This is a genomic window from Delftia sp. S65 (assembly GCF_016516495.1).
GTDB classification, from domain to species: domain Bacteria; phylum Pseudomonadota; class Gammaproteobacteria; order Burkholderiales; family Burkholderiaceae_C; genus Comamonas; species Comamonas acidovorans.
Genome location: NZ_JACVUR010000002.1, coordinates 234,225 through 247,488, shown reverse-complemented (window position 1 = coordinate 247,488; position 13,264 = coordinate 234,225). Strand labels below are relative to the sequence as shown.

Below are 13,264 nucleotides of genomic sequence, written 5' to 3'. Positions count from 1 at the left end.
GGCGCCACGGGATTCAGAGCGCTATCCAGTCGGACGCTGGGAGCATCTTCTGCGCCTTCATATCCGCCTTGTAGACGCGGCCCACGGGAATCGAATTGCCCTTGATGGTGATGGGCACACCGATCAGTCCGCCCGTGTCGAAGTCCTTGATGGAATTGAGCGCGGCCTTGAGGTTGGGGCCGGTGAGCGGCTTGCCAGCGTCCAGGCAGCGCCTGGCCGATTCCACGAACAGCATGGCCGCCAGGAAACCCTGGATATAGGCCGTGCTCTGGTACTCGGGGCGCAGCGCGCGGATCTTGTCCAGCATGGGCGCCTTGGCCGAGGTGTCGTAGTAGTAGCGGTAGGGCATGACGCCCATGAAGCCGTCGCCGGCCTCGCCCATCTTCATGACGGTGGAGCTGTCCATGGTCCAGAAGGTGCCCATCCATTGGCTGGTCATGCCCATCTGCTTGCCCTGCTGGATGAACTCGGGAATGGGCGCGAGGATGTAGCCGTGGAAGATGGTGTAGTCGGGCGCGGCGCGGCGCAGCTTGATGACTTCGGTGGACACGTCCACGCTGCCGGGCGGTGTCATCAGCTTGGCCACCACGTTCAGGCCCAGCTTCTTGGCGGCCGCCTCGCTGGCCTCGATGGGGTCGCGGCCGAATTCGGAGTCGGAGTAGACGAAGGCCACCTTGGCGCCCGGCTTTTCCTTGGCGATGTGCTTGAGCAGGATGCCGAACATCTCCGTGTAGTCGGGCCCCACGAGGAACTGGTTCGGGTACTTGGCCGGGTTGTTGAGCTCGGTGGCGAAGGAGGCGCCCGCCATGAGGATGGCGCCGTTGCGGTCCAGCTCCGGGTTGATGGTCTTGGAAAAGCCCGTGGAGTCGCCGTAGTAGAGGTTGACCTTGTTCTGGCTGGTGATCTTCTTGAACGCGGCCACCGAGACATCGACCTTGTAGCCCGTGTCCTCGGGCACGTAGCGGATCTTGCGGCCCTTGATGCCGCCTGCCTCGTTGACCATCTTCACGTAGTCGCCCATGCCGGCATTGATGCCCACGCCCGCGAAGGCGAACACGCCCGTCATGGGGATGGAGCCGCCGATCACGATGTCTTCGCCGCCAGCCTGGGCGCGGGCGGCCAGCGGTGCGGCCAGGCTGGCGCCGGCCGCCAGCAGCAGGCTGCGGCGGCGCGAGGAGGTCGGGTGTTGCTGCATTGCTTGTCTCCTTTTGCTTGTCGTGCGCGGCGCCGCCTCAATTGCGGAAGGGCCACAGGTGGAAGAAGCGGCGCAGGCGCCGCCACATTTCTGCGAGCCCCTGCGGCTCGAAGACCAGAAAGACGATGATCAGCAGCCCGAACACCATGGTGCGCACGGGCGACAGGAAGACGGCCAGCTCCGAGCCGCCGGGCAGCAGGTCCACGATGAGCTTGAGCAGCTCCGGGACCATGGTCATGAAGACCGCGCCCAGGATGCCGCCCAGGATGGAGCCCATGCCGCCGACGATGATGGCCGCCAGAAAGAAGATGGACATCAAGAGCGGAAAGCTCTCGGGCGTGACCACGCGAAAGAAGTACGCCCACAGCCCGCCCGCCACGCCCGCGTAGAACGAGGACAGCCCGAACGACAGCAGCTTGTAGCGCAGCAGCGGTATGCCCAGCACCTCGGCCGAGATGTCGCGGTCGCGGATGGCGATGAAGGCGCGGCCTATGCGCGTGCGAAACAGGTTGGCCGCGCCCAGCAGCATCAGCAGCGTGACGGGCACGATCACCCAGTACAGCCGGAACGAGGTGTCCAGCGCCACGCCGAACACCGTGGCCGGCTGCAGCGTCAGGCCCGCCGTGCCGCCCGTGAGCTTGAGGTTGGCGAACAGGAAATGGGCGATGAACGAGGCCGCGATGGTGGCAATCGCCAGGTACAGGCCCTTGACGCGCAGCGAGGGCAGGCCCACCACGATGCCGCCCAGCATGGCCACGAAGCCGCCCGCCAGCAGGTTGAACAGCACGGGCGTGCCCCAGCGCGCCTGCACGATGGCCACCGTGTAGGCGCCCAGTCCCATGAAGGCGGCTTGGCCCAGGCTGACCAGGCCCGTGTAGCCGGTGAGGATGTTCAGCCCGGTGGCGCCGGCCACGTTGATGCTGACCAGGCAGGCCAGGTACAGCCAGTAGTCGCTGGCCATGAAGGGAAACAGCAGCAGCAGCGCGCCGGCCATGGCCAGCCAGATGCGTTGCGTGCGGGAGTCGAACAGCGCCGCATCGGCGATGTAGCTTTCCTTGAGGGTGCCTATGCGCATGCTGCCGTCTTTCTGAAGCTGTCTAGAGCCGCTCGATCTCGTGCGTGCCGAACAGGCCGTAGGGCCTGAGCATCAGCACCACGACCAGCACGATGAAGGTGGCCAGCAGCTTGTACTCGCCGCCCAGGTAGGCGCCGGCCAGCGCCTCCACCAGGCCGATGAACAGGCCGCCGACCAGGGCGCCCAGCACGCTGTCCAGCCCGCCCACGATGACGACCACCAGCACCGACAGGCCGAACACGCCCATGCTCGACGAGATGCCGCCGATGGAGCCGACGATGATTCCCGAGACCGCCGCGATCATGGCCGACACCACCCAGGCCAGCGAGAACACGCGCGGCACGTTGATGCCCACCGAATAGGCCGCTGCCTGGTCGCTGGCCGTGGCGCGCAGGGCCACGCCGCCACGCCAGTAGCGGAACACCAGCAGCACGGCCGCGATGAAGACCACGGCCACGGCTGCGCCCCAGGCCACCTTGGGCGCGAGAAAGGCCTCGCCGATCATCACGGGCTGCGTGGGCATGAACTCGGGCAGGCGGCGCTGGTCGGCCGTCCAGATCAGCTCCACCAGGCCCACCAGTACCGAGGCCAGGCCCACGGTGACCATGAACACCGAGATCGGCGGCTCGCCCAGCAGCGGCCGGATCATGGTGCGCTCGATCAGCGCGCCCAGCAGCCCCGTGCCCAGCACGGCGGCGGGAATGGCCAGCCACAGCGGCAGCGCGAACATGGCCGCGAAGGTGAAGAACAGGTAGGCGCCCACCATCAGCAGCTCGCCGATGGCGATGTTGACCACGCGCGTGGCCTTGTAGACCACCACGAAGGCCAGCGCGGCCAGCGCATACAGGCCGCCTGCGGCCAGGCCCGTGAGGGCGATCTCGAACAGGTAGGCCCAGTCCATCATGCGGCTTCCTGTGCCAGGGCAGGCTGCGGCGTGGCGGGCTCTGGCCGGGTGGACGCGCCGCGCAGCCGGCGCCGCAGCTCGCCCACATCACCGGCGCCCAGGTAGGCCCGGTTCACCTCGGGATCGGCCTGCACCACGGCGGGCGTGCCCTGGGCGATGACCTGGCCGAAGTTGAGCACCACCACATGGTCGGACAGGTCCATGACCATGCCCATGTCGTGCTCTACCATGAGCACGGTCACGCCCCATTCGGCGCGCACGTCGAGGATGAAGCGCGCCATGTCCTCGGTCTCCTCGCGGTTCATGCCGGCCACGGGCTCGTCCAGCATCAGGATGCGCGGCTGCATGGCCAGGGCGCGCGCCATCTCCACGCGCTTTTGCAGTCCGTAGGACAGGGCGGCCACGGGCGCATGGCGGATGTGGTCTATCTCCAGAAAATCGATGATGCGCTCCTCGATGTCGCGGCGCAGCTCGGCCTCTTCGCGGCGCGCGCGGCCCAGGTAGAGGAGGGCGTCGAGCACGTTGGTGCGCAGGTGGGCGTGGCGGCCCAGCTTGATGTTGTCCAGCACCGTCATGCCCCGGAACAGCGCAATGTTCTGGAAGCTGCGCCCCAGGCCCAGCCGCGCGCGGCGCGGCGCCGGCATGCGCGTGATGTCCTCGCCCTGGAAGCGGATGGAGCCGCCCGTGGGCCGGTAAAAGCCCGAGATGGTGTTGAACAGCGACGTCTTGCCCGCGCCGTTGGGGCCGATCACCGCCGTGATCGAGCCGGGCTGCACATCGAAGCCCACGCCCGACAGCGCCTTCACGCCGCCAAAGGCGAGCGTGACGCCATCGACCTGCAGCAAGGGGGCGGGCGGGCCGCCGTCGGGGTGTGTCTCCATGGCGCTCTCGTGCGTTGGTTCGTCGAGCCGGGCAGGAGCCTACTGATGCGTAGGCTGTTTACTTTGGAGTAGATTCTGGTTGTCGCCCACCGCATGCAGCATCGGTGATTTCCCCGGTGCACCCGCCGCCATGAAGCCATCGAGCCCTAAAACCAAGACCCGACCCAGCCCCGGAACCCGCACCCGCAAAGGCCGTGCGGCGCCCGCCGTGGACTCGCCCTGGAGCGGCACGCCCGACCGCGAGCAGCAGCGCGAGGCCAAGCGCCAGGCCGTGCTGCAGGCCGCCGCCCAGTTGTTCAACGAGCGCGGCTTCTCCGCCACCTCGCTGGACGACATCGCCGCGCGGCTGGGCGTGAGCAAGCCCACGCTGTACTACTACGTCAAGAACAAGGACGAGATCCTGCTGCAGTGCGTGAACCAGGGCCTGGCCATGACGCTGGAAGGCATCGAGGCCTCGCGCCGCGCAGGCGGCCAGGCCGTGGACCAGCTGCGCGCCTGCATGCAGGTCTATGCGCGCATCGTCACCATGGACTTCGGCATGTGCCTGATCCGTGTCGGCGACGAACAGGTCCCCCCCGACAGCCGCCGCGAACTGCGCCGCCAGAAGGCCGCCATAGACCAGGCCTTCCGCCGCCTGGTGGCCGCTGGCGTGCAGGAGGGCTCGCTGGCCCCCTGCGACCCCAAGATGACCGCGTTTGTCATCGCCGGCGCGCTCAGCTGGATAGGCCGCTGGTACCAGCCTGGCGGCCAGTACTCGGCCGAGGAAGTGGCGCAGCAGTGCATTGATACCTTGATGGGGGGTGTGCTGCGGCGGGCGGATGTTCTCGATACGCCCAAGTTATCCAAGCCACCCAAGGTGGGCAAGCCTGCAAAGCGTGCGAAGGCGGGCGGCTGAAGTGCCGTTCCCTGCCGTGAGCCACGCTACGGTGCCGCACTCTCCTGCGCCGCCAGATCATCCAATATCGGGCAGTCCGGCCGGTCGTCGCCGTGGCAGCAGTGCACCAGGGTCTTGAGCGTGCGCTGCATGGCCTGCATGGCGGCGATGCGCTCGGTCAGTTCGTCGATGTGGCGCTGGGCGATGGCCTTGACCTGGCTGCTGGCGCGGCTCTTGTCCTGCCACAGGCCGAGCAGGGTGGCGATCTCGTCCATGGAAAAACCGAGGTCGCGCCCCCGGCGGATGAAGCGCAGGGCATGCACGTCGGCCTCGGCGTACTGGCGGTAGCCGCCGTCCGTGCGGTGCATGGGCGGCAGCAGGCCCTGGGCTTCGTAGTGGCGCACCATGCGCGCCGAGACACCGGCGCGGCGTGCGGCCTCGCCGATGGAGACGGGCCAGTGCTGGGCGGGGTGGGCGGACATGGTGCGTGCCTTTCGGATGCCTTCGGGCGTCTTTGAGGTGTCTCTCAGGCGACCTTGTAGCCTTCTTCGGCAATGGCGGCGCCCAGTGCCTCGCGGCTGGCGCTGCTGTCGACTTCCACGCGCTGGGCGGCGCGATCGATTTTTACCTGGGCCTGGTCATCCACGCCCTGCACGGCCTGGGTGACGGCGCGTTCGCAGTGGCCGCAGGTCATGCCCTGCACGGTGAAAACATGTTGCATCTCTCGCTCCTGGTTGGGGCGCGCCGAAGTGGCGCAAGCCATGGACGGCATGTTGAACCCTAACACCATGGCAAGGTCAAGCTCCTGGCTGGACAAGGGTTGATTTGGCCCAATTCGATGTGAGCCGGCCGGCTCAATGATCCGCTGCAATGGCCGATAGATCGAAAAGAGCCGTGAATAGGCAAAAACCGTCATAGGCCATTGGCGATCATCTGACAAACTGCAACAATTTGTATTTACGTTGGCGCTATGCATTTGGAGACCGTGCGGGCGCCTTGACTGACAGAGAGGAAAACGGTCATGAACTTGTTGGGAATGATGCGGGCTTTCACGATCCGCACGCGGATGCTGGGTGCCATCGCCATGGTGCTGGTACTGCTGGGTCTGCTGGGCGGAGCCGGGATGCTGGGCATGTTCCGCATCCATGGCATGAGTCAGCAGTTCATGCATACCTCGTACGCCAAGATGGGCTACATGGTGGAGTTGCGCGCCGAGCTGGGTGCCGTGCGCGCCCATGAAAAGGACATGATCATCCAGTACGAGCGTGCCGAAGAGGTGCGCAAGGCCCACACCCAGTGGCTGGCCGCCATCGACCGCGTGAAATCCGTGGCCGAGCGCTTTCTGAAGGACGAGGACCCGGCCGACGATGCCATCGTCAGCGGCATCTCCGAACGCGTGGACCGCTACCGCCAGCAGTTCGAGCACATTGCGCGGCAGCTGGAGGCCGGTGGCTATGACACGGCGACCACGGCCAACCGCATGAGCGGCAAGGCCATGGCCGAGGTGGCCGAGGTCGAAAAGCTCATCGCCCAGCTCGACCAGCTGCTGCGCCAGCAGGTCGATGCCATGGCCGCGGAGGAGCAGGGCGTGGCCGAGCAGACGCAGTGGATCTTCGTGGCGGCCGTGGTGCTCACGGTGCTGGTGGTGGTGCCGCTGACGCTGATGAACATGCTGTCCATCTGCCGCCCCCTGGTGCAGGCGCGCCAGACGGCGCTGACCATTGCCCAGGGCGATCTGTCGCAGAGCGTGAAGGTGGAGGGCAAGGATGAGGTGGCCGATCTGCAGCGCGCGCTGGACCAGATGCAGCAGAGCCTGGGCTCCATGGTGACCCAGGTGCGCGACGCCAGCGGCAACATCGCCACGGCCAGCCAGGAGATCGCCACGGGCAACCAGGACCTGTCCTCGCGCACCGAGCAGACGGCCAGCAATGTGCAGGAGACCGTGGCCTCGCTGTCCCAGCTCACGGCCACGGTGCAGCAGACGGCATCGTCCTCGCAGCTGGCCAACCAGCTGGCGGCCTCTGCCTCGACCACGGCCACGCGCGGTGGCGACGTGGTGGCCCAGGCCGTGGTCAGCATGCAGGAGATCACGACCTCCAGCCGCAAGATCGGCGACATCATCGGCCTGATCGACTCCATCGCCTTCCAGACCAACATCCTGGCGCTGAACGCCGCCGTGGAAGCGGCACGTGCCGGCGAGCAGGGGCGCGGCTTTGCCGTGGTGGCGGCCGAGGTGCGTTCGCTGGCCCAGCGCTCGGCCCAGGCGGCCAGCGAGATCAAGGCGCTGATCCAGACCAGCGTGCAGGCCGTGGACGTGGGCGTGCGCCAGGTGGAGGATGCTGGCAAGACCATGAAGGAAATCGTGGACAGCGTGCAGCGCGTGGGCGACATCATTGGCGAGATCACGGCGGCTTCCAGCGAGCAGTCGGGGGGCATCGGCCAGGTCAACCAGGCCGTGGGCGACATCGACCGCATGACGCAGCAGAACGCAGCCCTGGTCGAGGAATCGGCTGCCGCCGCCGAGTCGCTGCGCGAGCAGGCCGCGCGCCTGGCGCAGGTGGTGGGCCAGTTCCGCATTGCCGGTGCGGCCGTGGCGTCCATGGGCTCGCATGCTTCCTATGGCCGTCCCTCCCAGGGCCAGCCCAGCCTGGCGCCGGCTGCAGGCCGCGCCTCGCTGGCCTCTGGCCGGGACACGCGCGAGACCCAGCTGCTGGAACACGCCTGAGATAGCGGACGCAGGGACAGGGGCCTGACCCCTGTTCCACGTGGATCGTCTGGACAAAAAAAGCGGAGTGCGATGCACTCCGCTTTTTGTTTGTGCGGCCGCAAATCAGGCCTGGCGCGCGAACGGGTAGTCGGTATAGCCCTCGGGGCCGCCGCCGTAGAACAGGCTGGAGTTCCAGGGGTTCAGCGGCAGGTCGTCGCGCAGGCGGTGGACCAGGTCGGGGTTGGAGATGAAGGCCTTGCCGAAGGCCACGATATCGGCGTGGCCGCTTTCCACGGCGCGCAGCGCCATGTCGCGGTCATAGCCGTTGTTGACCATCCAGGCGCCCTGGCCGCCGGCCTCGCGGTAGGCGGATTTGAGGGCCGCGTAGTCGAAGGGCCGGTCGGGCAACTCACGCGGGCCGCCGGTGGAGCCTTCGATGATGTGGATGTAGGCCAGGCCCAGCGGCGCCAGCTGGCGCACCACGTATTCGAACAGCGGCTGAGGGTCGGCATCGGCGATGTCGTTGGCCGGCGTCACGGGCGACAGGCGGATGCCCACGCGGCCGCCGCCCACGGCATCGGCGGCGGCGCGCGTGCATTCGAGCAGCAGGCGGGCGCGGTTCTCGATGCTGCCACCGTAGTCATCATCGCGCTGGTTGGCGCCGGTCTTGAGGAACTGGTCCAGCAGATAGCCGTTGGCGCCGTGCAGCTCCACGCCGTCGAAGCCGGCCGTCTCCACGGCATTGCGCGCGGCCACGGCGAAGCTGTGGACGATGGCGGGAAGCTCGTGCTGGGCGAGCGCGCGCGGCGCGGAGGTGGGCACGAACTGGCCCTTGCCCGAGTCCTCGTCAATCACATAGGTCTTGGATCTGGCCGCTACCGGGGACGGCCCCACGGGCGCCTGGCCTTCGGGCTGCAGCGAGGTGTGCGAGACCCGGCCCACATGCCACAGCTGGGTGACGATGCGCCCGCCGGCCTTGTGCACGGCGTCGGTCACGCGCTTCCAGCCGTCGAGCTGCTCGCTGCCGTACAGGCCCGGCACATGGGCATAGCCCTGGCCCTGGTGGCTGATGGCCGTGCCTTCGCTGATCAGCAGGCCGGCGCTGGCGCGCTGGGCGTAGTAGGTGACCATGATGTCGTTGGGCAGGGCCTGGGGTGCGCGGTTGCGCGTCAGCGGCGCCATGGCGATGCGGTTGGGCAGGCGCAGTTCGCCAGCCTGTATGGGATCGAACAGAGAGGTCATGCAACGGGGCTTTCTGTGCGTGAAGCAAAAGCGCCACCCGTGCGGGCGGCGCGGCGTACGGCACAGATTACGCCCATGGAATCAATCGTGCAGGCCAGGGATTTGCGCGCTGTCGTGCAGGCGACGGTGCTGTGCCACGAGTCGCCCCAGCGCCTGCATCTGCGCCGTCACGAAGCTGCGCGTGGCGGTATCGGTGCACAGGCCCTGGCTGTCGAATTTCTGCGCCGCCTGGCCCACGAACACCTCGGGCCGGGCCAGCACGTCGGCTTCCATGCACTGCAATACCTTGCGCAGTTCGTACTGCACGCGCGCCCCGCCCAGCGGGCCGGGCGAGGCCGAGACAAGGGCCACGGGCTTGTGCCGAAAGGGTTGGTCGTCGCCACGCGAGATCCAGTCCAGCGCATTCTTGAACATGCCTGGAATGGAGAAGTTGTACTCGGGCGTGGCCAGCACTATGGCGTCGGCACGACGGATGCGCTCGCGCAACTGGTGCACGGATTCGGGCATGCCCGTGGCCAGCAGGTCGGCATCCAGCGGCGGCAGCGCGCGCCAGTCGCAGACCTGCATCGTGGCCTGGGGTGGCAGGCATTCGCCCGCCAGCTCCAGCAGCATGCGGTTCAGGGAATGGCGGCGCAGGCTGCCGCACAGGCCGATGATGTCCATGGCGTCAGGCCTGCAGCGGGATGCCGACCTGCTGGATGACGCCGCGCCAGCGCGCGATCTCGGCGCCCACCATGCCACGCATCTCCTCGGGGCTGCAGGGCGTGGCCGCGCTGCCGGCGCTGGCCAGGGCCAGGAGCAGGTCGGGCTCCTTCAGGGCCTTGTGGGCTTCGGCGGCCAGCCTTTGCACCACGTCGGCGGGCGTGCCTGCGGGCGCGGCCAGGCCCAGCCAGGAACGCACCTCGAAGCCGGGCAGCACGGCCGAGGCCGGTGGCACCTCGGGCAGGGTGGGCCAGGCCTGGGCGCTGGTGACGGCCAGGGCGCGCAGCCTGCCCGATTTGATGTGCGGCATGGCCACGGTCAGCGTGTCGCTGAGCACGTCCACATCGCCCGCTATCACGGCCTGCACGGGTGCGCCGCCGCCCCGGTAGGGCACGTGCAGCAGCTGTACCTTGGCCGTGGAGCCCAGCAGCTCACCGGCCATGTGCTGGGTGGAGCCCACGCCCACCGAGGTGAAGGTGATGCGTCCCGGCTCCTTGCGGGCCATGGCCAGCAGATCGGCCAGGGTCCTGGCGGGATGCTCGGCACGCACGGCCACCACGAAGGGAAAGGACGAGACGGTGGAGACAAAGGCGAAGTCCTTGACCGCGTCGTAGGGCAGCGATTTGCGCAGCGCGGCCGACACGGTGTGCGCGCCCGTGAGCATGACCAGGCTGTAGCCGTCCGGCACCGCCTTGGCCACGAAGTTGCTGGCAATGGAGCCGCCCGCGCCGCTCTTGATCTCCACCACCACGGGCTGCCTGAGCGATTCCTGCAGCTTCTGGGCCACGAGCCGGGCCACCACGTCGGCATTGCCGCCCGCGCCAAAGCCGTGGATCAATTGAATGGGCCGGTTGGGAAAACCGCCCTGGGCCCGGGCCGTGGACAGGGCGAGTGAGGCGGCGCCTGCAAGCAGGGCCGTGCGTCGGGTGATGGCAGTCATGTCATATCTCCTTTTTTGTATTGCGCGCTGCGGACGTGTCCAGTGGCCTGGCTGGCCTGGCTGGCCTGGCAGGCCTCGCTGGCGTTGCGGCTAGCGGTCCGCGCGTGCGTAGCCGGTCTGGGCGCCGTAGAGCTTTTCGCGCTGCGACCAGTCGTGGGTCTCGTTCCACAGGGCCAGCACCTGCATGGCCTCCTGCTCGAAGACCTGGTGGCGCGCCGCGTCGGCCGTGCGTGCGGTCAGCTCCAGGCGGTGGCCCGAAGGGTCGAAGAAGTAGATGGAGGTGATGAAGTCGTCGTGGTTGGTGGGACCCACCACGTCAATGCCCCGGTCCAGCAGGTCCTGCCGGGCGCGCAGCACGGTGTCCACGTCGGCGACCTCGAAGGCGAAGTGCTGTATCCAGCCCGGCGACTCCATGTCCTTCATCTGGCCCGGGTCCCTGGGGCACTCGAAGAAGGCGATGGAGCTGCCGTCCTCCATCTCGAAAAAGATGTGGATGTGCGGGCTGTACTGGCCCGTGGAAGGAACATGGTCCTCGCCCATGGCGTGGGTGAAGCGCAGGCCCAGCACCTCGGTATAGAAGCGCACGGTCTCGGCCGCGTCCTTGCAGCGGTAGGCGGCGTGGTGAAGCTTTTTGCACAGCATGGATGTCTCCTGTCAGTCGGTGGAAAGGGGGCCGGAAGCGGAATCGGGGCCTGTGGCGCCGTGGAGCGGCTCCTGGCAGCCGCTCCACTGGGGCTGGAAGAAGGGGGCCGGGACCAGGAACTTCGATTCCTGGCTTTGCAGCAGCGGCAGCATGCGCGCGACATAGGCCTGCCAGCGTGGCTCGGCCAGCAGGCGGGCGCGGCGCTCGGCGCGCTCGTTCAGGTCCGTATAGGCCCACAGGTGGACGATCTGGTTGAGTGGCCCCGAGTCGCTGGTGTAGTAGCCGACCATGCGGCCCAGAATGCGCTGCTGCAGCTCCAGGCCCTCGGCCTGGTAGAGCGCCAGGTAGTCCCGCCATTTGCCGGGGTGGGCGGTGTAGGTGCGTTGTTCGACGAGCATGACGTGCCTTCTTTCAACCGAGGCTGTGGCCGCCGTCGATCACGATGCGCGTGCCCGTGGCCGTGCGCAGATGCGTGGCGCAGGCGAGGATGGCCTGCGCCACATCGCCGGGCTCGACCACGCGGCCCAGCGGCGTGTGCGCGGCCTTTTTCTCCAGCTCCTGGCGGCTGCGGCCCCCCACGAAGCCCGTGTCCACGGCGGCTGGCGAGACGCAGAGAAAGCGCACCGGGCCGAAGGCGCGCGCCATGGACACCGTCAGCGTGTCCAGCGCGGCCTTGGCGGCGCAATAGGCCATGTTGCTGCCCAGGCCCGTGAAGGCGGAGACCGAGGACACGTTGACCACTGCGGCGTCCTGCGAGGCGCGCAGCAGCGGCAGCAGGGCCCGCGTCACGGCATAGGTGCCGCCCACGTTGGCGCACAGGATGCGGTTGAACAGAGCGGGCTCCAGCGCATCGATCTGCGCGTGCGCGATGCGCTCGGTGAAGCCCGCACAGTTGACCAGCAGGTCCACCCGGCCCAGGTGCTGCTGCAGCCACTGGGCGGCGGTGGCGTGGCTTGCCTCGTCTTGCAGCGACAGCTGCAGCGTGTGGTGGCTGCCCGGCAGTTTCTCGCGCAGCGCCTGGGCGCGGTCGCGGCCCTGGTGGTAGCCGATCACGACGGTGGCGCCCTCGCGGGCCAGGGCCCGCGCCGTGGCGGCGCCTATGCCGCTGCTGGCGCCGGTGACGACGGCGATTCTGTCTTGCAATGGCGGATGGGAGAGTTGCATCATTCGGAAATCCGTGGCGCCCGGCCTTGCCGTGCCCTGGCCGGGCCGTGGTTGATCGGCCATTCCGATTGTTTTCAAATCGCCCGGCGGCGCCACTCAGTTGTCCGATAAACGAACATGACCTCATCGTCCGATGCCGGCTCCCTCAAGCGGGGCGTGGCCTTTCTCAAGCTGCTGGCGACCGGGGGCGCGCGCGGTTGCCCGCTCAGCGAACTGGCCGAAAAATCCGGCGTGCCCCACCCTTCGGCCCACCGCATCCTCAAGCAGCTGATTGCCGAGCGCCTGGTGGTGCACGACGCCCAGACCCACCGCTACCGGCTGGGGCCGCTGGCCTTCGAGCTGGGCCTGGCCGGGTCGATGCTGCACGACATACGCGACCTGTGCGAGCCGGCCATGGCGGCGCTGTCACGTGAAACCGAGGACACGGCCTACCTGGTGGTGCGCAGCGGATTCGAGGCCGTGTGCCTGCACCGGCTCGAAGGCGACTTCCCCATACGCACGCTGGTGCTGCAGGTCGGCAGCCGGCGCCCGCTGGGCGTGGGCGCCGGGGGGCTGGCCGTGCTGGCCGCCATTGCGCCCGAGGAGCGCGAGGCCATCATCGAGCGCGTGGCGCCCGCCCTGCCGGCCTTTGGCAAGCTCACCGATGCGGGGCTGCGCCTGGCCTGCGAGGAAACGGCCCGCGCAGGCGTGGCCGTGATACAGAACCGCGTGAGCTTGGGCGTGACGGCCGTGGGCGCGCATTTTTGCGACAGCATGGGCCAGGCCATGGGGGCGGTCAGCGTGGCCGCGCTGACCCAGCGCATGACGGCGGCGCGCGTGCGGCGCATCGCCCAGCAGGTGCGCGCTGCGGCGGCCCAGATAGAGCAGCGCATCCGCACGCGCAAAAGATAAGGGGCCGGGGGGGGGGGCCCCCCCCCCCCCCCCCTTGTGCCGCCGA

Annotated in this window: 15 protein-coding genes; 3 read left to right on the top strand and 12 right to left on the bottom strand. The window is 68.2% G+C overall.

Annotated elements, in window-relative coordinates; translation table 11 throughout:
• Positions 1–13 precede the first annotated feature (13 nt).
• The 4 genes from IAE24_RS03070 to IAE24_RS03055 are packed head-to-tail and all read right to left on the bottom strand — an operon-like array spanning position 14 to position 4,055.
• Positions 14–1,195, bottom strand: a complete 1,182-nt coding sequence (locus IAE24_RS03070) for an ABC transporter substrate-binding protein (RefSeq protein WP_012201969.1) — start codon at positions 1,193–1,195, stop codon at positions 14–16.
• 37 nt (positions 1,196–1,232) lie between these two features.
• Positions 1,233–2,270: a branched-chain amino acid ABC transporter permease gene (locus IAE24_RS03065; protein WP_141833087.1), complete on the bottom strand. Its 1,038-nt coding sequence runs from the start codon at positions 2,268–2,270 to the stop codon at positions 1,233–1,235.
• 22 nt (positions 2,271–2,292) lie between these two features.
• Complete coding sequence (locus tag IAE24_RS03060) at positions 2,293–3,174, bottom strand: branched-chain amino acid ABC transporter permease (protein WP_013799949.1); 882 nt, start codon at positions 3,172–3,174, stop codon at positions 2,293–2,295.
• Entirely contained in the window at positions 3,171–4,055 is an 885-nt protein-coding gene (locus IAE24_RS03055) for an ABC transporter ATP-binding protein (RefSeq protein ID WP_099751000.1), read from the bottom strand. Before IAE24_RS03055 ends, IAE24_RS03060 begins: the two co-directional genes overlap by 4 nt.
• Positions 4,056–4,185: 130 nt before the next feature.
• Here IAE24_RS03055 and IAE24_RS03050 point away from each other — a divergent pair, with 130 nt between their 5' ends.
• Complete coding sequence (locus IAE24_RS03050) at positions 4,186–4,950, top strand: TetR/AcrR family transcriptional regulator (protein ID WP_199958653.1); 765 nt, start codon at positions 4,186–4,188, stop codon at positions 4,948–4,950.
• 26 nt (positions 4,951–4,976) lie between these two features.
• Here the strand turns inward: IAE24_RS03050 and cueR are convergent, their stop codons facing one another.
• Both cueR and IAE24_RS03040 read right to left on the bottom strand, forming a co-directional pair.
• Positions 4,977–5,411, bottom strand: coding sequence for a Cu(I)-responsive transcriptional regulator (gene cueR, locus IAE24_RS03045; RefSeq protein ID WP_012201974.1), 435 nt, complete (start codon positions 5,409–5,411; stop codon positions 4,977–4,979).
• 44 nt (positions 5,412–5,455) lie between these two features.
• A complete protein-coding gene (locus IAE24_RS03040; protein WP_012201975.1) occupies positions 5,456–5,650 on the bottom strand; it encodes a heavy-metal-associated domain-containing protein in 195 nt (64 codons plus the stop codon).
• Positions 5,651–5,950: 300 nt separating this feature from the next.
• Between IAE24_RS03040 and IAE24_RS03035 the strand changes: the two genes are divergently transcribed.
• Entirely contained in the window at positions 5,951–7,654 is a 1,704-nt protein-coding gene (locus tag IAE24_RS03035; RefSeq protein ID WP_012201976.1) for a methyl-accepting chemotaxis protein, read from the top strand.
• Positions 7,655–7,759: 105 nt separating this feature from the next.
• Here the strand turns inward: IAE24_RS03035 and IAE24_RS03030 are convergent, their stop codons facing one another.
• The 6 genes from IAE24_RS03030 to IAE24_RS03005 all read right to left on the bottom strand — a co-directional run bounded on the left by IAE24_RS03030 (position 7,760) and on the right by IAE24_RS03005 (position 12,330).
• On the bottom strand, positions 7,760–8,878 hold the full coding sequence (locus IAE24_RS03030; protein ID WP_047217535.1) for an alkene reductase: 1,119 nt from the start codon (positions 8,876–8,878) through the stop codon (positions 7,760–7,762).
• Between the two features lie 81 nt (positions 8,879–8,959).
• Entirely contained in the window at positions 8,960–9,541 is a 582-nt protein-coding gene (locus tag IAE24_RS03025) for an NADPH-dependent FMN reductase (RefSeq protein WP_199958654.1), read from the bottom strand.
• Between the two features lie 4 nt (positions 9,542–9,545).
• On the bottom strand, positions 9,546–10,520 hold the full coding sequence (locus IAE24_RS03020; protein WP_199958656.1) for a tripartite tricarboxylate transporter substrate binding protein: 975 nt from the start codon (positions 10,518–10,520) through the stop codon (positions 9,546–9,548).
• Positions 10,521–10,610: 90 nt separating this feature from the next.
• Positions 10,611–11,162, bottom strand: coding sequence for a VOC family protein (locus IAE24_RS03015; protein WP_012201980.1), 552 nt, complete (start codon positions 11,160–11,162; stop codon positions 10,611–10,613).
• A gap of 12 nt (positions 11,163–11,174) precedes the next feature.
• On the bottom strand, positions 11,175–11,561 hold the full coding sequence (locus IAE24_RS03010; protein ID WP_199958657.1) for an NIPSNAP family protein: 387 nt from the start codon (positions 11,559–11,561) through the stop codon (positions 11,175–11,177).
• Between the two features lie 13 nt (positions 11,562–11,574).
• Complete coding sequence (locus IAE24_RS03005) at positions 11,575–12,330, bottom strand: SDR family NAD(P)-dependent oxidoreductase (protein WP_199958659.1); 756 nt, start codon at positions 12,328–12,330, stop codon at positions 11,575–11,577.
• Between the two features lie 114 nt (positions 12,331–12,444).
• On the opposite strand from IAE24_RS03005, the gene IAE24_RS03000 reads away from it, so the two are divergent.
• On the top strand, positions 12,445–13,218 hold the full coding sequence (locus tag IAE24_RS03000) for an IclR family transcriptional regulator (RefSeq protein ID WP_065344964.1): 774 nt from the start codon (positions 12,445–12,447) through the stop codon (positions 13,216–13,218).
• Positions 13,219–13,264 lie beyond the last annotated feature (46 nt).